The organism is uncultured Microscilla sp., from assembly GCF_947493425.1.
Lineage (GTDB): Bacteria > Bacteroidota > Bacteroidia > Cytophagales > Microscillaceae > Microscilla.
This window is the reverse complement of sequence record NZ_CANLRP010000084.1, coordinates 1-20,004: the sequence shown is the minus strand read 5'-3', so window position 1 is coordinate 20,004 and position 20,004 is coordinate 1. Positions and strand designations below refer to the sequence as shown.

15 protein-coding genes are annotated in these 20,004 nt (G+C 37.5%); 4 read left to right on the top strand and 11 right to left on the bottom strand.

Annotated features, from left to right (window positions below):
* Positions 1-148: 148 nt before the first annotated feature.
* Entirely contained in the window at positions 149-715 is a 567-nt protein-coding gene (locus tag Q0954_RS19840; RefSeq protein ID WP_299459347.1) for a hypothetical protein, read from the top strand.
* 101 nt (positions 716-816) lie between these two features.
* Here Q0954_RS19840 and Q0954_RS19835 read toward each other — a convergent pair whose 3' ends face one another.
* The 3 genes from Q0954_RS19835 to Q0954_RS19825 all read right to left on the bottom strand — a co-directional run bounded on the left by Q0954_RS19835 (position 817) and on the right by Q0954_RS19825 (position 5,558).
* Entirely contained in the window at positions 817-1,032 is a 216-nt protein-coding gene (locus Q0954_RS19835) for a hypothetical protein (RefSeq protein WP_299459345.1), read from the bottom strand.
* Positions 1,033-1,329: 297 nt separating this feature from the next.
* On the bottom strand, positions 1,330-3,192 hold the full coding sequence (locus tag Q0954_RS19830; RefSeq protein ID WP_299459343.1) for a hypothetical protein: 1,863 nt from the start codon (positions 3,190-3,192) through the stop codon (positions 1,330-1,332).
* Positions 3,193-4,283: 1,091 nt separating this feature from the next.
* On the bottom strand, positions 4,284-5,558 hold the full coding sequence (locus Q0954_RS19825; RefSeq protein ID WP_299459341.1) for a hypothetical protein: 1,275 nt from the start codon (positions 5,556-5,558) through the stop codon (positions 4,284-4,286).
* Positions 5,559-5,828: 270 nt separating this feature from the next.
* Between Q0954_RS19825 and Q0954_RS19820 the strand changes: the two genes are divergently transcribed.
* Positions 5,829-6,260 (top strand): helix-turn-helix transcriptional regulator, encoded by a 432-nt coding sequence (locus Q0954_RS19820; protein WP_299459339.1) that lies wholly within the window; start codon positions 5,829-5,831, stop codon positions 6,258-6,260.
* Positions 6,261-7,074: 814 nt separating this feature from the next.
* Complete coding sequence (locus tag Q0954_RS19815; RefSeq protein ID WP_299459338.1) at positions 7,075-7,803, top strand: recombinase family protein; 729 nt, start codon at positions 7,075-7,077, stop codon at positions 7,801-7,803.
* Positions 7,804-9,308: 1,505 nt separating this feature from the next.
* On the opposite strand, the gene Q0954_RS19810 is transcribed toward Q0954_RS19815, so the two are convergent.
* The 5 genes from Q0954_RS19810 to Q0954_RS19790 all read right to left on the bottom strand — a co-directional run bounded on the left by Q0954_RS19810 (position 9,309) and on the right by Q0954_RS19790 (position 15,322).
* Positions 9,309-9,578: a hypothetical protein gene (locus Q0954_RS19810; protein ID WP_299459336.1), complete on the bottom strand. Its 270-nt coding sequence runs from the start codon at positions 9,576-9,578 to the stop codon at positions 9,309-9,311.
* A 39-nt stretch (positions 9,579-9,617) separates the two neighbouring features.
* Positions 9,618-10,391, bottom strand: coding sequence for a ParA family protein (locus Q0954_RS19805; protein ID WP_299459334.1), 774 nt, complete (start codon positions 10,389-10,391; stop codon positions 9,618-9,620).
* A gap of 230 nt (positions 10,392-10,621) precedes the next feature.
* The gene (locus tag Q0954_RS19800) at positions 10,622-11,365 is read right to left on the bottom strand and encodes a hypothetical protein (protein WP_299459333.1); all 744 of its coding nucleotides are present in this window, start codon (positions 11,363-11,365) and stop codon (positions 10,622-10,624) included.
* Between the two features lie 1,137 nt (positions 11,366-12,502).
* A complete protein-coding gene (locus Q0954_RS19795) occupies positions 12,503-14,041 on the bottom strand; it encodes a leucine-rich repeat domain-containing protein (RefSeq protein ID WP_299459332.1) in 1,539 nt (512 codons plus the stop codon).
* 45 nt (positions 14,042-14,086) lie between these two features.
* Positions 14,087-15,322, bottom strand: a complete 1,236-nt coding sequence (locus tag Q0954_RS19790; RefSeq protein WP_299459331.1) for a lipopolysaccharide assembly protein LapB — start codon at positions 15,320-15,322, stop codon at positions 14,087-14,089.
* 188 nt (positions 15,323-15,510) lie between these two features.
* Here Q0954_RS19790 and Q0954_RS19785 point away from each other — a divergent pair, with 188 nt between their 5' ends.
* A complete protein-coding gene (locus tag Q0954_RS19785; RefSeq protein WP_299459330.1) occupies positions 15,511-16,335 on the top strand; it encodes a leucine-rich repeat domain-containing protein in 825 nt (274 codons plus the stop codon).
* Positions 16,336-16,364: 29 nt separating this feature from the next.
* Here the strand turns inward: Q0954_RS19785 and Q0954_RS19780 are convergent, their stop codons facing one another.
* The 3 genes from Q0954_RS19780 to Q0954_RS19770 form a co-directional block, all read right to left on the bottom strand.
* Positions 16,365-16,886, bottom strand: coding sequence for a hypothetical protein (locus tag Q0954_RS19780; protein WP_299459329.1), 522 nt, complete (start codon positions 16,884-16,886; stop codon positions 16,365-16,367).
* Complete coding sequence (locus tag Q0954_RS19775) at positions 16,883-17,383, bottom strand: hypothetical protein (protein ID WP_299459328.1); 501 nt, start codon at positions 17,381-17,383, stop codon at positions 16,883-16,885. Before Q0954_RS19775 ends, Q0954_RS19780 begins: the two co-directional genes overlap by 4 nt.
* A gap of 77 nt (positions 17,384-17,460) precedes the next feature.
* On the bottom strand, positions 17,461-20,004 hold a 2,544-nt coding region (locus Q0954_RS19770), incomplete at its 5' end, for a polymorphic toxin-type HINT domain-containing protein (RefSeq protein WP_299459327.1).

The window sequence follows — 20,004 nt, the reverse complement described above, 5'->3', positions numbered from 1 at the left end:
ACAAATATACATGTATGTGTGCGAGAATGATGATTGAGGTTTCCTGAGAAAGTTTTCCTAGGGAACCTCAATAGATATGCTACTCATCCACGAAACACATACAGAACAGACTACGTTTTATTACTATTCTGCATAATAGAAATCAGTTATGAGCAAAATCAGAGAGCTATTGATAGATATTGAATTTGCAACGAGGCTTGACCACATTGTTGCCGAAATGAAGAAATGGAACAAGGGGGGCAAGGCACAACCTGCTGTGCTCAAGCCAGCAAGCGTGGACAAGCGTGAACAAGCAATCAAGGCAAACAGAAATTTTCTTTTTTTTCTGGAGGACATGGACCATCAGGAGCTTTTAAAGGTAATGAGGGTCTTTGAGTATTACTCACGGGAAGAGAACGGTAGTTATTTTATCTTTTATGAGAATAGGGGTGAGAAGTTTGCTAAACTGAGTGAAAACATAGACGGCTTTAAGGGATTCTTGGATGAGTATGAGCAATCTATCGATGATAGGATTAGTGAAGTTGAGGAGGAGGCTCAAAAGCAAGATGATGCTGAGGCTGTCAGGAAGAATAGGGATACAGACACATCCCTCAAGGAGTTGTACCTTGAAGATTACAAGAAAATGAAGAGTTTCAACGTCTGGACAAGGTGGATAGCGATCGGAATATCTGTAATTGCGTTAATCGTTTCCATTGTCGCTTTGTCCAAAAAGTAGGGATATTATTGATGGGTTTGGAAACAAGCTGCAGAGTGCAGAGGTGTTGGGATTTCGATGACTAGGAAGTCAAACACCTCTGCAACCTATGAGGTTTTAGCCTATAATGTTCCCCATTGATCAAGGACTTTGTTGTAGTGGGCATTTGACGTGACCACATCAATAGTTCCACCAGAGATGTGGAAGGTGATGTGTGACTGCCCATTGCTGGGCATTTGTGCCTCTAATCGTCTGATAGCAATCACCTTTGAAAGATCAATGGTCATGACTCCGTCATCGGTGTCAACTAATTCGAATCGATACGCATTTTTAGCCATAGGATTTATTCTATTTTGTTTAGGGGATAATGTACGAAAAATTTCTCATTTTGGCTACCTTCTAGAGGAAATAATTACACCAAATTTATACACCCAACAAAAGCCATCATTACCGTAAAGAACGTGAAAAAATAATCTTGAGTGATCCAGAGCCCCATGGTGTTTCAAACTCTATTTCATTTTACACCACAATTAAATTGATGTTTATAATAAAGACGCAAAAAAATGATAGTATTACTATTACACTTTACCTTTTGGTCGCCATGTGTAATTTTACCCAAATTTACACACCAGGTTCTACACACGCAATTGTATCAGATTTTGAATATCGGTTTCAAAACGATCATAGTCCTCATAAACTATTATGTTATTGAAATGACCCATCATCAAAGATTTGGTAAGTTCTTTGACACTGGTGGTCTCCTGAGCTACCTGGTAGTAGTTTCTAGGGTCATGGTAAGGTTCATTGCCACCATAGTGGCTCCGTTGTCGGTGGCGGATGGTATGGGGAAAACCAATCATCAGTTTAAAATCTTGGTAATTGGCTGGTTCCAGGGTAAATGGGTTTACCATGTTATTGTACTGGCTATCTACATCGATAAAGTCGAGCAAGGAACGGGCTTTTTTCTGCTTGACAAACTCTAAAACTTCAGGTAAACGGTCGATGAAAGTCTCGTAATTGGCACTGTAACCTAACTCAGTTGCCTTCATGTAATCGATACCGGGGTAGATAAAGGTTTCTTCAGATATTTCTTCTACATCCAGGTCGTATTCATTGGCGGCACGGGTGACATACTCGGACATAATAATATCGTTAGAGTCTTTAAGTTCTAGCTCGTCCTCATTGCTACCTAAAGAGTTAAAATTGAGCTCTTTAACATTATAAAGAGCATTGAACTTAGAATGAAAACGTAAGCTTTTGCAATTGTTGAGCACTTCAGCTAGAAACTCTATATCAAAGTTGCCATTTTTATCCATAAGGGCATCAGGCTTAAAATTGTATTTGAGGGCTTCTAAGATAGCTCTACTAGTTTGATCAGGTGTCCAAGATGCATTGAAATAGCTTTTGGTTGGTACTGTTTTAGCATCACATGCATACTCATAGGTTCCTGTTTCTTCGTCAAAATACTCATTGATATTATTTATATCTTCAACCACTTGTTGATCCTCATGATCGTAAAAGTACAGCGTCTCGTAATGTACTTTGGAGGCACCTGTTTGGCGTTCCCAGATTGTTTTTATCCATTCTCTGACTTCATTTACTTTGTAGTCTTTATTTTGCAAAATAAGACAGTGCATATGCACATGAATCCCATTATCATTTTTACTTTTCTTTACCTCAATGTTATAACAACCTCCATATACATAATGCTTCCAGGTACTCCGGTTGTTGTCGCGGAATTGTTTGAACTGCTCAATAAGCTCACGAGCAAAGAAACGCTTGGCTACAAATTCATCTTTCAGAAAAAAGCCTTGGTCATTATGACGTAGGGTGAGCACCATGTGACAAGGATGGTAATCGGTTAGGACTTGAGGATTATCTGCAAAATAGGTACGGTAGCGTTTGCGAATAATTTGTGATCTACGAAAACCCCACACTGGACAAAGGTTATGCATAGAGTATTTAGTAGAAAGTATTTGAGTAGTCTTGAGCCCCAAGGTGTTGTCAAACTCTGCATAAATTGACTCATTGAGCCCCATACGATAATAAAAGTTATAAAGCCGTTCATAATAGGTTCCTTCAAATAAGGGCTTTGCCTGACTCTTGTCAAGGTCCCTAATATCGGCTTGAATCCACTCCCCTGTGTCTAAATCGGGAGCTCCTTGGGCAAGGTAGTTAGCAATGGCACGGCGAAGGTTGAATGCCTGTTTGGATTTAGAGGAAATTTTTGCACTGTAGGTATTGTTCCATAATACTCGGTTGGCTGGTGGTATTTGGATAGTTGTATTATCCTCAGATACGCAGTTGTTTGTATTATTATCGAGTGAGGCTTCTTCCTTTATATGGCTATTGCATTTTTCTGTTTTTCGACTGGGTGGACTGTCAACGGTATTGCACTGTGAGCAACCAGTGTTTGAGCCACAAATACAAAGGGAAGTTGCTGGGGCAATGGCTTGGCTGCTCTGTTGGGTGTTTATAAGCTTGGGTTGATCACTCATGACCTCCCTCCTTTCTGTAAATGGTTGGCTATATAGAAAAGAGTATCAAGGTGTGGGAAAACTCGTAGATATGGATTCAACGAGATTTTTACCGAGTTTTTTGCAGGTTTTTTGGTAGAAAGAAAACTAGGAAGGTATCCAAATAAAGATATTTTACGTATATTTGTCATACACGTATTGTGAAAATGGGTCATTGATCTATTTTTTTTAGGGTTTTGTTAAAAGTTTATTTCTAGCATATCACTAAAAACCGTTCATTGATTTATTTTTTGGGGTTTTGTTGAAAGTTTATTTCCAGCATATCACTAAAAATCATTCATTGATTTATTTTTTAGGGTTTTGTTAAAGTTTATTTCCGGCATATCACTAAAAACTGTTCATTGACTGCTCATTACTATTAAAATCTAGTTTTTGACACATTACTAAATTTTGAATCCATTTACGTGTTTTTTACTTAGTCAAAAAAGCAAAAGGGTAATGACTCTTTTGCGGTACTTGTTTCGGGTTTGTAGCCAACAAACACTTTACAAGTTGATTAAACAGCACATTTTTAATGTGCTGGGTTAAAACATCAAATCCCGAAAGGGTAACAAACTCGCCAAGTTTGCTTATAAGATGTTTTTATTTATGAAGAAAAAAACGGAGTATTATTGAGGGTCGCCATCCCATTGAAATATGCTCCGTATTTTTTTTGCCCTCCCTCCTACTCTATTTTCACCTTTTTTGCTAATTGCTAAAAGACAAGCAGGTCTTCTGGACAGGTTTACTATATCATTTAAGTCTGCTTATCTTGTAGCCAAATGAGTCAAGGTATTGCAGAAACAAATGATTTAAGGTTTATTCCTTGGCTCTTTAAGGTTGTTTGCCTTTCTAAAGAGCTTATAACTTGCAATATAGAGAATTTTGATTGCTTATATCGAGCATGTCATCGAAAAAGTTCCTCCTTTCTTTTCTTTTTGATTTACAGTTTTGAGGGTTGTTGCTACTATGCACAAACCACCCTTTAATTTGTTTGGTGGTTGGTAAGTCTTGCATACAACTCCTCCACTGGTTTTTGATTCGTTTTCTTGATTTTATTTGGTGTCCAGTTTTTAAACGGCAACTTGGACACTTTTTTCTTTAGGAAAATTGGACACTTTTTTTGGTTGTGCCCGGTGGTACTTTATACCCGTTTTTTTGAACATGTTGTCTATGATCGTTCTGCTGATTCCGGTTGATTTATTCATTTGGGTTTTTGTTAGGCTTTGGTTTGACTGCATGTACAGCTTATAGATTTTATTTTCTTTTTTTGTCAGGGGCACAGGTGATTTTGAATGGTTGGATATTGATGGTTTTGGGGTGAGGGTATTGCTAATAACCTTTACTCCAGTAAGTTTTTCGGCTTGTTGGATTTCTTGCAGTCCTCGATAAAAATGGAAAACCCGGTACCAAACGGCTATAGCACATGCTATGTCTCCAATGAAGGCAAGCCAAAGGAGGTTCCAGTAACGATTCTCATTTTTGATAGCAGCCTTGCCAATGGTTTCTTTGTTTTTTTGCTGGGTTTCGGTTAACTCAGCCTTTTGGGTTGCGAGAATTGCAGCCAGCTGTTCAGTTTTTTGTTCTTGTATTTTTTCTAAAGTTGTTCTTTGGGCTTTTTCAAGGTTGGCGATTCGGTTTGAACTGTTGGTTATTACGGTTCTGTTGGCGTGGTTATGTACATTGATGCTTCCTTTGTATTTGACGCTGCCCAAGTATTTGTTGGTGGCCTGCTCAATGTTTCTGATTTTGGTATTGAATTCTTGCTTGGCTGCTTGGTGTTTTTGCTGAGTAGTTCGGTTTAGTTTGGCAATTTCGTTTTGGTGACGTTTTTTGATTTGAGCCAGGCTGATGGTTTGGGGCTTTTCAACAATTACTTCTTGGTTAAAATTGAGAATGCCTTGGACTGACCACCACATAGAGCAACTAATCATCAGGATATTGAGGAGCAGGAACCAGGTATTTGTTCGTCGATAGACGTATTTTTCGCGTAGGATGCTTGCTAGCAACACATGTTTGCCATATTCCCAAGCACCCAGAAACAGGAGGGCTCCCGTAAATGCGGCAATGGGGTTGGTAAAAGCATCAAGAAAAATAGCATACATGAGGTACAGGCCTAGTGCTACTCCTAACAGACCAAAAACCCACTCAAAAGCTACTGCTAAGTTATACAGGCTTTTTTTGTCTTGTAGGGTAGGCTTGGGGCTAAACTTTTTTTGAATTTGTTGGACTTTTTTCTGGAGTCGGGTGTTGATGCTTACCTCATAGATAATTTGGGTAGCAAATTGAGCTTCCCTTGTCTTTTTTTCAGACTTTTGTTTGGTATATTGGTTGGTGTTTGCTGCCATATTAAAAGACCTTATTTTATCTGCTCATTTTGAGTTTATACACAATTATAGATAATATAAGATTTAATAACAAAGTAAAAAGATAATATTTGATCTTTAAAGAAAAATAAGTAAGGTGTTGTGGATAAAATAAGGTGTTGTGGGGTGTTAATTGGCAGGTAGGATAATATATGATCTTGGTTGACTCTTTCTTTAGAGATAGTACAATATATGGTACTTTTGTATTCGTAAAATATATTATATTACCAAATATCATCAATTTTACTCGATATGGAGGATAATATACGGTCTGAAGAAGGGAACCAAGAGGCCCATGACAAATCGGTAGAGACTCAGGCGGATCAGGTTTATGAGTTGATTAGGGAGAAAATTAAGGAAGCCTTTGATAAAAGCGAAGAAACTTATGAAACGCTTAGCGAAAAAACGGGCATTGCTGCACCAAGCCTGGGGAAATATATGCGTGGCGTTGGTTTTTTTCCTACACAAAAGCTTATTAGGGTTGCTTTGTTGCTTGAGGTAGATATATTTGGCATGACCAAAAAGCAAAAAACGGAAGAGTCATTGCCAGATACATTGACTCAAGATAATGTAGTAGATTTTTTGTTGGGATTGGGCAAGGATAACAAAGATATTAAAAACGAGGTTTCGGATATTAAGGGGTTGTTGGCTGACATTATTGCCAGGCTAGACAAAAATAAGTAATAGATCCTGCGGGTGCTCACCCCTCTTGCTAAAAAAATATAGGTGGTTGGAGCTCCACATAAAACGCTTAGGATAAACGCTTGACGTTTAGATAGACATCACAATGCAAAAACATCATTGACCAAGGCCAGTAATAACAATTATTACTGGCTTTGGTTTTTCTATTGCTCTCCTTTTATCGCTCTCCTTTTGCTCTATATCAGAACAATCTATTGGTTTCAAGACAGGCAAAACAGGCAAGATAAACATTATGCCTGGTTGGTTTGAGATTCTTTACGTAAAGAACTATACGGAATATGTACGAGTGAGGTACGGATTTGATACGGGATATGCTTATAGGAGCAATATTCTAAGATTTGGAGGGTAAAATTGGACATTCTAAAGTTGGGTGTTTTTTGTATTTTTTCGGGATATATAAGGGTTGTAAACTCTCTCATATAGGTATTTGAGGTTTTTTACATAGCTATATATCAGTTACACACGGTTGTTGCCTAGACAAGGTCCCTAATTGTTGATCTTGATCCATTGCAAGCAGCTTACTTTTTTGATGTTGGGAAACAATGGTAAATATTTAGTGATTGTACACAGTCAATCGCTTGTCGTTGGATAATGTTTGTATGACTATGTATTTTAAGTATTATATTTACTATACATATAATATGTATGACACATATAATATTTATTATACATATAGTATTTACAGTAATACCCTGAAATAACACTCAAAGAGGTTTAATATTTACAATACATATTATACTTACTATACATATAATATGTATGCTATTTATAGTATTTAGTTTAAATAGACTATGTTATGAAGGTTAAGTATGTAGCATATTATAGGGTGAGCACCCGACAACAGGGTATATCAGGATTGGGATTGGGGGCTCAGAAAAAAGCAGCTAAAGATTTTGTACAGGGTAGGGGTGGGGCATTGGTAAAGGAGTTTGAAGAAATAGAGTCGGGGAGAAGGACCGATAGACCTGTACTGGAAGAAGCAATGACTTTATGTAAAAAAGAAGGAAATATTTTGCTGGTGGCAAAACTTGATAGACTTGCACGAAACCTAGGTTTTTTGACAAGGTTGATGGAGTCGGGGCTGAAGTTCCAATGTTGTGATATGCCAGAGGTAGATAACTTTACTATTCATATTTTAGGGGCTGTAGCGCAAAAAGAACGAGAGGCAACAAGTGAGCGAACAAAGCTAGCCTTGGCAGAAAAAAAACGAAGGATTGCACAGGGGGATATTAACAATGTAAAACCAAGTGCAGATGGAAGAACAGAGATGAAGCCTGACAAGCAAGGGAAGTATAGGTTGGGTAGCCCGAAGGGATGGACGGATGAACACAGGGAAAAGGCCAAACAAGCTATTCAAAATAAGGCAGCTGGCAACGAAGCAACACGTAAGGCAAGATTAATTATTGATATGTGTATAAAGCAAGGGATGAATAACAGGGAAATTGCAGATTATTTGAATGAGTTGGGAATGAGGACCGCCAGGGGCAAGGCTTTTACCAGGAACAATGTGAGGTATTTGATGTAGGGGTTAACTGGTAGTTGTTAGCACTGACTCCTCCTATAAAAAATTTGCTGGGGAGGTAGCTATCATCAACAATTACAAGTTTTTCAATCGTGTTCCATCTTATAATATATTGATTTAGGAAATACCATTGGGAAACAGGGAGCATCTATAAACTATGTTCTAAATATAAGCATAACAGATATTTATCAGATATTTATCAGAATATTATTAATATTATCGGTATTATTGATATCTGTTACTTGTATTAGATTTATTACAAATAAATATTTTGCTATATTCGCGGAAGTAAAATCACCTAATTTTAAATCTTTTGACAAGCATTAATCAGATCATTTAGAAATTGAAATGGATCTACTCCCAATCAATTTAGCATAATATCTGAAACTTTAATCGTACCATTTAGGAGTTGAAATAGGTTTACATTAAAGGTAAATCTTTGTTAACATCCTTTGGTTTAACCACAAAAAAACAGGGGATTAATAAATACTATTATTTTCCCCAACACAAAAAAATAGCCCACGATAAACGTGAGCTACATAAAGCTGGAAAAAATCCAGAACTTCAGAAGCTGATTTTGCGGTCTCTTCTGAGGCTTTTGGAACGTTTCATATAAGTCGACTTGAACTATTTGTTCTTGTCGGCTTTTTTGTTTTTAGGGTTATCACCAACCAGGTTTTTGGCTATAGTAATAACACTGCTGCATACGCTGAGTACCAAGGCAAAGATTTTTAAAAATGCCATTTGATGGATTCTCAAATTTTGGGTTTCACCATCTGGTGACATGTTTAGGGAGTAGCACCGACTCCACTCGTTTACACCTGTTGGATGATTTTACAATGATAAGGTTTTTTATCGGTTTTTAGACGTTTAATTTTCTGGTTTGCTTACTTGGTATAATGTTACAGTTTACGAGAATTTCGTTACGGTAAGGTCCACATAATCCAATATACCACTATGAATATAAATATAACTTTTCTAAGCACAATAAGGGTAATTCATCCCTTGAATATTGTATAAAGCCAATTACTAAAAAAAACGTTTGCAATAATAATAGCTTCCTGATACGAAATATTCGTATTCTCTTTAAGTATAACAGTTAATTTTAACTAAAAAACTTACATTTGAATATATATATTAAATCGCACATAATAGCCTTTATTCACGCTTTCGTGAATAAACATACAGATTTTAATGTAAAATATTACTTGTCATATCCTTGTATTTGCTCTTTTCTTAAAAATACACCATTGCAAAAAGATAAACCACATCTATAGATTTACTCATTTTTTACTATAGGATTTTTTTTATTCCTAAATAGGCAAATTTTAGACGCTTTTTATACCTAAATAAATTATCCTTGAATATTAAGAAAAAGATTCTCCAGCAAACCAAGACTGTAGGCCTACTCACAAAGTAGTAGTTATAACTTGTGGGGATACAATCTTATAAGCAAACATCAAAAAATAATATATACAGTTCAAAACCCAGCAAGCCATTGCCACTCACTAATTGCCTTCTTGCTCCTCTTCTGGGGTAGGTTGATAGGTTTTGCCTGAAGCAAGGGCTTGAATTGCTTTTTCGATGACTTGAGAGTCGGAGTCATAACGGTCCCAATATTTCATGCGCTTCATCAGTTTGATGGTTTCTTCGCTAAATGTGTGGGTGAGGGGCTTGCGTCGAACCTTTTTCTTTTTTAAGCCTTCGGACGATTTCTTCTTTTTAATGGGGGTTAAATCATCAAGTCGGTCAAAGTTTATATCATTTTTTTTTGCCATGTTATTTTTAGTTTTTAACTATTCACGTTTGGTTTATAATTACTGGCGTAGGTTGATTATTTCATTCACCAGGCTAGAATAATCTTTTGCGCCATTGCTGTCTTCGTTTTGAGCGAAAATAGATTTTGCATTGGTTGCTGCTTTGACAAGATCGCTATTTTGTCTAATGTTGGTTTTGAAAGTTGCCAACCCACTTTGTCTAATTTTATCGGCAATGCCTTTTCTTACTTTGTTCCTTACGTTCTCGTTGAACTGGTTAATGATGATTCCCATTAACTCAAGGTCATCGTTGAGGTCATGTTCTATGATTTCGTTGATAAACTCAAGTACTCCTTTTATACCTTTGTACCCAAAATACTCAGGGGTTACAGGAACTATGTAATGGGTGCTGGCTACTAAAGCATTGGTGGTGAAGTTTCCCAAAGCTGGGGGACAATCTATGAGAATATAATCATATTTCTCTCTGAGCTTTTCTTTCTTAAAGGTTTTGAGTAAACGGCGTTCTGCTCCAGTTTCTCCTACCAGGCGTTTCTCTATTTTGCGATGCTCGCGTGAACCTGGCAGTAAATGAAGGTGGTATTTTTCGGTTTTTACGAGAATGTCTTTTATAGCAAGTTCTCCCAAGAGCACCCTACCAATGTTATAGCTGGTGTCCTCGTCTTGCCGAAAACACATGCTTAAATTTGACTGTGCATCGCAATCTATTAGAAGTACTTTTTTGCCTACTTTCGCCAGCCCCGCGCCTATATTGAGGGTTGCGGTAGTTTTGCCAACCCCTCCCTTATTATTGCATACACTTATTACTGTTGCCATTGTTATATTTTAGAAATTACCAAAAAAGGCTTGCAATATGATAAGTATAATACATATAAGCAATAGTATACATATAGTATTTACCATACATATAAAAATGGGTATTTGGGGAATAACGGGCTGGCATCTGATTATCAGTAGTTTGGGCTATACAATAAAAAAACCGCCTGGAGTAATTCCAGACGGTCGTTAAAATTATGAACTATAATCTACTAAACTTTGACTACTGATTATACATTTTTAGTTGCCAGGCTAATGATTGATGCATTGTCTTGAATACCTAAAGGGGCATCATTGTCGTCAAAGAACTCGATAAGTTGAGCACCTATGATATGTGTATTGGCGGTGTTTGATAGTGGAATTTGTATTACTACCCCTGCAATCGGGGTGATTGCTGTTACGTCTTGTTTGTCGATATGGACAGCCATACCTGATTGTATGATTCTGTTTTCGATTAGGTCCACTTCAGCGGCAATAAAAGAATAACTAAACTTGGCAGCTGAAGAAGGAGGGAAGACGTCGGATGCTGGGTTGATGTCTAGCACTGCCAGCTCAGCTGAAGATGTGGCTTTGTTCCAGTTGGCGTTAAAAGACAAAGCAAAACGAGATGCCATCGCACGTTTAGAGATACGAAAGTCTTGCAAGGAACCAAAGTTTGTACCCTCGGCTACAGTACGCTCTCCCTTGGGTTGGGTAGAGGTGTTGCGAATTGTAGAGAGTTTACTGGTCAGTTGACCTTGTAGTTTTGAGTTGCGGGTTTTAGCTATAGCTCTCATTAGCCCCAAGCGTATAGTGCCTACTGATGCCTGAAGCAAACCAAACTCGTCAACGTTTGCCTTGGTACGAGGGTTGCTCATAATTTGGCTTTTGGTTTGTCCGCCAGGGGTACGTACCAAATTTTCGCCATCTGATATATAGCCTACCATATTGCCAAAACGTCCGGTAAATGTAACTGCTCCTGTTTGTCGTCCCATAATATTATTGTTTTTAAAACCTTGCCCTTGGCTTAAAGAGGTTGGCTTATAGTATATAATAAATGGCTCATTGCTAATTTTAGAAACAGTGTCAAGCTCTTAGACTATTATTCAAACTCGCCAAGCCGAGCTTGACTACTGCTCACATAAGAGTCGCCATTTGCCATTTTTTTAATTCTATTAAATATTTTGTAACTTTATGCTTATCTAGTTTTCGTTTGGAAGTACAGGTCAATAAACACATTTTACACCTGCTAAATAAAATCTGACTTTGTATGAAAAACGACCATCAATGAGATGGTAAATAAATCTTATATCTCCTCTACTTATTGGTTGTTAATAATTTAATTTCTTCTCCCGCCTATAACTAGTTTTGACTACTTGAATCTTTATTTTTTCTACGCTAGTCCAAAACTAATGTTATATGCCTATGCACACCTTGCTTATTTTGCTCATTTTGCCTGATTCAGCACGGGTAATACTCCTAGCTTAAACCAATATGAAAACAAAAAACTGCATCTATCCACCCGAAATATCAGAGATTACGGGTAAGTCTTTAAGCCATTCCAGAAGGCTTTTAGTAAAAATAAGGGTTCAATATGGACTCGCCGATGGTATACCGGTTCCTATTTCTAAATTTCTTGAATATACTGGCTATTCTATGGAAGATATTGAAGGATATTTGAAGAGTAGTTATTAGACCAGGTCGCTTTATGAGCATATTATTGGCTCTATAATATCTAATGTGGTGCCTTTAATATGACATGCATTCGCTTTAGGCTCATTGACGGTCGTCCTAATTTAATTGAACGGTCACCAACAACCAGATAAATTTTAGGGCGTTGCCGTTCAATTAAACCAGGTTCCACTCCCTGCATAGCTTTTGAAGACTTTGGCGCTGCGCTTAAAGTGATATAATACAGGCTCAGACCCAAAGGGTACCCCTGAGCGGGTTGGTGGTGGGTGGAAGGTTGTGGGCGTTGGAGTAAGACTATCTCCCTTTCAATAAAGCTAAAGGCTACCTTATTTTTTTAGAGTAGCCTTTATTCTTGAGTAATCATCCTATAACTTAACAAATATAAAAAATAGCCGGCAACCAAAAGATACTTTTTGAAACAAACAATTTATTTGATTTTTCTATTTTGACCAAAAGGTAATTGTAACTCCAGGCAACAATTGTTTAATTTTCTCTTCGTCTTTGTTCATCAGAGGGGTATCGTCAAGGTAAAAGTTTGTCAAGCCTGAGAGCTGAAGTACTTCAGTTGGAAATTGGGTTACAGGATTGCCTGCTAAAGATAATGCGACAAGGCTTTCTAATTTCGTAATTTCGGGGAGCAAGCCCGTCATTTCATTATTGGTCAAATCCAAAGCCTCCAGGCTTTCCAATTGCTTTATTTCAGGTGGTAATGAAGTAAGGTAGTTTTGTTCCAGACGAAGCCTCCTCAAGTTTTTCAACTGTCCTATTTCTAGGGGCAAATACCTGAGATGATTATTGCTAAGATTGATGGTTTCCAGATGTGCCAACTCACCTATTTCTGGGGGCAACTGCTTAAGTTGGTTACTGCTTAGAATGAGCGACTCTATATTTTTCATCTGACCGATCTCAGAAGGAATGCTTGTAAGCCTATTGTCACTCAGGTTTAACACCTTCAAATTTGTTAATCTGCCAATTTCAGAAGGAAGTTCGGAAAGTTGATTTCCGCTTAAATCCAATACTTCTAAGTTTGCCAAGCTACCAATTTCGGGGGGAAGTTCAGCGAGCTGACTCCCATCTAGCTGCAATGTTTTCAGGTTCATTAGGTTACCAATATCAGAAGGTAGTTTGGTTAGTTGGCTGTTCCTTGCATATAAAGCTTTTAAGTTTGACAAGTAGCCGATATCAGGAGGAATTTGGGTAAAAAAGTTATCATTTATACTCAGTTCTTTCAGATTGAACAAATAACCAATATCAGGAGGAAGTTGAGTAAGTGGGAGCCCATCCAAACCCAAATATGTCAAATTTCTTAGCTCACAAACCTCAACAGGGAGGCTTTCAAGTCTGTTGTTTTCCAAGACAAGAATTTCTAAGTTCATCAGCCCCCCTATATCAACAGGCAGACCAGTGAGCCTATTATTACCCAAATAAAGCTTCTGGAGATATTCTAAGCAACCAATTCCTGAGGGTAGTGAGACAAGCTGGTTACTTGACAAATCTAATTCCTTGAGCAACCTCAACCTTGTAACTTCTGGCGACAATAGGGTAAGTTGGTTATCGCTCAAGTACAAGTATTCTAATTTTGTTAATTGACCAACCTCTGGAGGAAGCTTGGTCAAGAGGTTTTGACAAGCACTTAATCTCTCTAACCTTGTTAGCTTGCCTATTTCTGGTGGAAAAAGATGCAATTTGTTATGGTCCAAATTTAGAAGCCTCAAATTTATCAATTGTTTTATTTCAGGTGGCAATGAGGTCAATTCTCTAAGTTCATAAGTCAAAGAATCGATAGTCTGACAATATTCCTGCTCCAGTTTGTGCTCCAAAAGTTCAAAAACTAATTCTTGGTTTTCTTTTAACTCTTGCGCTACCTCTTCCCCATAGGTTGTTGCCAAACAAAGCTGAAATGCCAATTTTATGTTCTTTTCGTCATCGCTGCGTAATAATTGTAATATTTTCGTGTCTTGTGAAGATGCTCCGTCCATTTTGTTGATAGGTTTTATCCAGGAAATGTGCTGTGTAAAAGCACTTTATTCTTCTTTACTCAAACTGACATTCTTTTGAACCCTTTCCCAAAAAAAGGCATTGACAACAGACAAGTAGGCAAAATAATGTTCTATGAATTGTCTGTATTTTTCTGCTTCTTGCCAGCTTTGTTGTCTGCTGAGACAACTGTAAAGAAATATTGCTGCTAGGAGCCTGTCTTCAAGGTTAGAACTATTATCAGCAGCCTCTTTAAGCAAAGGGTAAGCCTTATTTAACTCTCCTCTTTCAATAAATACAGCCCCCCTAAGTGTATTCATCCCTTCACCATTTTGCTTCAATGGGAAAGCTTGACGAGCATGGTACTCTGCAAGGTTTGATTCTCCCAATCCCAAGTAATTCCACGCGAGTCTCGTATGCCATAAGAACGCTTGATCTCCCACAGAAATCATTTTCTCCAGGCTCTCATACATTTTAATAGACTTTTCAAATTTAGCTTCTCTTAAAAAAATAGTACCCAGGTTAAACATGGAGTTGAACCTTCTAGTTTCGTCTTCATCATTTACCAATTTTTTGTACAAACAAATGGCTTTAGAGTAGTTCTTTCTTTTGAAATAGTCGTGAGCATCACGATAATAAATTTCATTGAAATCATCTACAAGATGTTCTATAGGGGTTGTCCAAAGATTGAATAAGGTTACTTGGTCACTGGGAAAACCATCTTCGCCGTAGTTTGGTCTGACTGAGGCAACGAAATCCAACAGATAAACATAGATACTGGCAAAAGCAAAAGTTTTCCATACCCACCAGGCAAGGGTTGCACTAGTCATAGAGGGGCTTATGGTATAATAGATAATTCGATCTGATACAATGACAAGCAAAACATTGAGTAAAAAACCTCCAGAAAGATACATGGCATACCTGAACTTGAGAAAGGGTTTGCTTGTAAAAAAGGCTTTAGAAGCAGAAGCTGTCAACTTTCTATTGATTCCCACCTTGACCCCCAGCCACTCATACTCTCCCAAACCTTTTCCTGTTCCCAGAATAACATGGTGGGGCATACCCCCAAAAACTCTGGCAAACAGCATTTTACCAATTTCCCTGACTACGAGTGCCCAACGGATAAAGGCAAACCACAACAAAAAAGAAATAACTATGCTGGTGGTAAAGAGAACATTGTTGCTTCCATTACCTTTCCATCTCAACAGAAGCATAAGGAATATACCCACCACTGTTAGAGGAGGAAAGAGAGTCAAGAATACTTTTAACGAGTCTTTTTTCATTGGCTGGGTTCTCAATTTTCGCGTGACTTGTAAACAAGTTGTTAAAAAAATAAATCATAGACAATGGGTTTGAAAAGCTTTTTTGAATATTTATAGATTTTAGGCTCGTTGGACAGAAAGACTCAGGACCTGTCCATAACCTCAATTTTCGATACAAGGTTATTTTGCTTATCTTGAAAATAAAAACGATGGATTTGTCTAGCAAGAGTTATACTAAGAAAGAACTTGATTATGTCCAAGGCCTTTGGAAAGCACCTGAAGATGGTTTCTATACTATAGAACATGAGAAAAATATTCGAAAAGCCTTTGAAATACTTTCCCAAAAAGGTGTACCACAAGAACTAAAAGAAACAGCCATTAGGGTGTTTCCCATATATTGCTTGGAGTATGAACTGGTCGAGTTTGAAAGCTATTGGAAAGAGGCAACAGAAATACGCTGCTATTTTGGCTATATAAGTGTGATACCTAAAAACATCGGTAAACTCAAAAAACTTGAAGGTTTATTCCTAGGCAGAAATCAAATAAAAGAGGTCCCTCCACAAATAAATGAACTAAAAAGTCTAAAATCTCTAGATTTAACTAAAAATAAAATATCATCCTTACCAGAGGAAATAGGGGAATTAGGGCTTCTGGAGAATTTCGCCATAAGTGATAATTACATTGAAAACCTTCCTAAAAGCTTTAGCAAGCTGCAAAATTTACAGTATTTAAGCATGCAAAACATGAAGCCAAGAATCAGGACAATATTTCCAGAAGTATTTCTATTAAAAAAATTAAAACGACTAATACTAAATGAAAACAATATAAGAGAAATTCCTTCTCATATATCGAACCTTCAAAACATACAGAAGATTTCCCTATCTGAAAACAATATACGGCATATTCCAATTGAGCTTTATGGTTTACCCAACCTAGAATCTATCGACTTGTACGACAACCCTTTGGCTCAAGACGAAGTTTCCAAGCTGATGGATTTCTTTGGGGAAAGGGTAGCTTTGGACTGGCTGAAATAGTTTGGACCATTACAATTCAATACACTTAACTATACCTTTTTCACGTTAATAAAATCCATCAAACTACCCACCAAAAAAGCCACAATCACCAAAAACAAAGAATAATACCAGAGCCAAGGAAAGTTAAACATTTTAACAACACCCACCCCCCACAACAATACCCCTATCCAAACACCACGGACTGTATAAAAACGTTTAAAAGCATGTCTAAAAACATAGTCTTTTTGGTCATGAAGATAATCTACTACAGGGTTAATCAATTTTTTGTTCCAGTGCCTAATCTCCGCCCTACTTACATACTCAGAATCTGGAACTTCCATTAACTTAAAATACCGATTAAAGTTAGTTTTATAAGTATTAGCTACCTCATCTGTTTCTGCCTCGAACACCAATGCTCGCATTGAATTAATAAGAGTGGTTTCAATAAGGCGTAGACCCAGCCAATGCCTTTTTTTTACCGAAGACATCTTTTTTAAGCGACGAATGTTATGTTTAAGCCATTTTCGGTTTCTTTGACGGTTATGTTTTGCCCAGTCTTCATTTTGTGTCATATAGCCCAGCCCTTTTTTATATTTCTTTTATCTAGAGTGTACCCAATCAACCAAGCAATAGTTATCGTGGGGAAAGATAGCAGCCAGTGCCAACCAAAGGCAATCACTGAATCGGCAATTGGCAAAACAATGGTAAGAAAAAGTGCTATGAAAACAAGACTGATTCTATTATCCATTGTCCCCTTGTAATGATGAACAGTTTTAAGATGATCATGAACTTTGTCCCTCTTTTTAGCCCTAAGTGCTTTTAATTCACTTTTAGATCTATTTAAAGATGAGTCAAATTCTATATATCTTAATTCTATGATATACTCCAAAAATAAATCTTGCATTTTCTCACACTCAGCACATTTTTTTGAATGTTTTAACAATTTTTTTGCTACAAGTTCGGCCGTTTCAAGAGACAATGCATCTGCCCATTCCGTGTTTACATATTCTTCCCTTGTTTTATCAAGTTCGTGTTTAAAGTTCTGTAGCCAAATATTTTTGTCTGTCATGTTATAAGAATATTTTAAGTTTTTTTAAAATATTAACTTAGATACCATAAATAATATGTTGCTGTGTTTAACCAACATCAGGGGAGTATAAAGTGATATAATTGTTGCATTCCCTCTCCCACTAGATGGAATACGCCAAGCAAACCCTTTCCTGTCACTTCGGCATTTTGAGCAACATGCATCCATTGCCAAGCTTCCTTAGTTCTTTTAATTAAAGCATTTTCTACTTTTAATACTTTTTTTCTACCAAGATCATCCTCAACTGTCACTTCTGCGCCATGGTCAGGAAACAAACCCTTCACTTTATTAAACTTTATCATCCAATTAGTCCAAGCCTCAACAGAGGAACTAGTCATTTTTCGTACTCCTTTTGTACCTTTATGCTGTATAATTTTATCGTATATCTGATTATACTTACCCAAAGCTCCTTTCCTTACAAGTGACTGGAAGCCTTTCGCTGCCTTGATTGGGTTTGTTTTCCAATTTAAAATACTCTTCCATTCATCTTTCCAAGCACTAGTAATTATTTTTTCCAAATACGCTTCAAAACTCTCAAAGCTATTGCCTTCTGCCTTATGTGTAATTAATAAATGACTAAAAATAGCTAATGTTTCTCCTTTAAGTTCTAACATCAATGAGTTCTGAAAATGTCCTGCTAGACCTTGTTTTTTAATCACTCTGTTAATAATATTTTGTAGCCATTCTTCATGTGTTATGTTTAATACTTCCCAAGGAGAATCATACTCATTTACTACCCATTGCTCAAGATCGTATAAACTCAAAGACAGAAAACGTTTATGTCCATCATTCAATTTTTTTCCCTGTACTTCAAATAAATGCTTCTGAACTTTAGCAATTAACTCATTTATATCCCAAAGGACAAGTTGCTTGGGGTAAGGTCTTCCCCCCTGCTTTGAATAATACCTAATTTTATAGTCTATTCTATCCAGTTCTGTTTTTATGTATGTATAGTATTTTTTATTATTGAAACCACGACGTTCACTATACCTCAGAGGGTAAACATCCTTTGATTCACCCTTATAACCTGCATAGACAAGCGCCTTATGTTGCAAATAATCTTTAGGAATTACTTGAAACATCCAACATCTAAAGTTATTTTCATAACTAAATATTTTAGATTCATTTATTAAATAATCTCGATAGACAGTAGATAGCACTGATTCCAACCTTGGTATAGGTGCTAACTGTTCTGCAAGGCTTAATTTCTTACTCTTTTCAAATAAGCCTTTACATAATGCATTGAAAAGATCTTTACTAAATTGCTCTTTCTGCTTTAGTGTTGCATTTTCTCGTAAAAAAACCCCTTTAGTAATCCACCTTTTCTTATTGGATGTTGCGCTGATAACATCACTTTGCACAGCTACTTTACCTATCTTAACGTATTTTAGCTCTTGAGTAAGCGAATTAAAATCCTTCATAACCTCTTTGTGACCATCTGAGGCCTCAGTCAAAATATAAAAAGGCTCCCTACACTCATTATTATGCACCAACACCCCCACATTGCCCACATAATAATTATGGTACTTAGCTACAGTAAAGTTATAGACTGTAGCCACTGTGTCTTTTACTACAATGTTATCAATGCGTACTTGGGTAGAGCGGGGGAGGTGGCGGGTTTTGTGGGCAAGGAGCTGACGGTGGTTGAGTAGAATCAATTGGTCACCTTTTTTGAGATCGCCTGCGGGCACCCACCTTCCGTTGACGTAAAAAGGATGTTCGGGCGTTACCCACAAGGTATCGGCAATGGTATATACTCCAATCAGGGTAGAGGATTGTTTAATGATGGTGTGGGTGACTCTGCCCAACACTTCTTGCTTGGTAATCGCATCAAAAGCTCTTACAGTGTCTTCGGGCAGTACGTCTTCAATGTTTTTCTGGCGGTAGTCATGTAGCCATACTTTGGTGCCTGCCACAAAGCAAGCGGTTTTGGCAAAACGTACGTTGTTGTTACGCACCAGGGTATACTTGTATTCCTGAGACTTACCTGCCAGTTGGAGGTTTGCCGCCCAATTGCCCACCAGGGTTTTTTGTCCAGCCTTGTCTATCTCGGTTTGGGGTTTCTCTTTTAGAGCCTTGAAATCACTCATTTTGATGCCTGCTGCTGCCTCTGCCACAATCACACTCACACTTCTTTTCGTAGGGCTTGCTTTGCCTTCTGAGGCTTTGTTTTCTACCACTGCCTTAAACAAAGCAGTCAGCCATTTCTTTTTAGTTAATTGGTCACTTCCAGGCGATTGGATGGAGACAATTTTGAGGGCTTGTTTGTCTTCCTGCGCTTTGACGGTTACATACACTGCCTCAATAATAGGCTTCTTTTTTTGTGCTTGGTCGGCTTTACTGGCGTATAGTTTCCAGGTTTGTTTATTGCCGGTACCTGCCTTGGTAATGAAGGCTTCGGGTGCCCTCGTAAACTTCACCCCGCCTTTGATCTTTACTGGCTCATAGCCTTTGCTTTTTGCCCAACGCCCTACTTCTGTATTTTCGGAGGTAGCGAAAATACCCTTCAATTTTGTGGGCTTTTTAAAGGCTTTGTCTACCACCTTTTTGATCACATAAGCTTTGCTATAGGTCCCTTTCTTTTGCAACTTGTTGATAGTAAG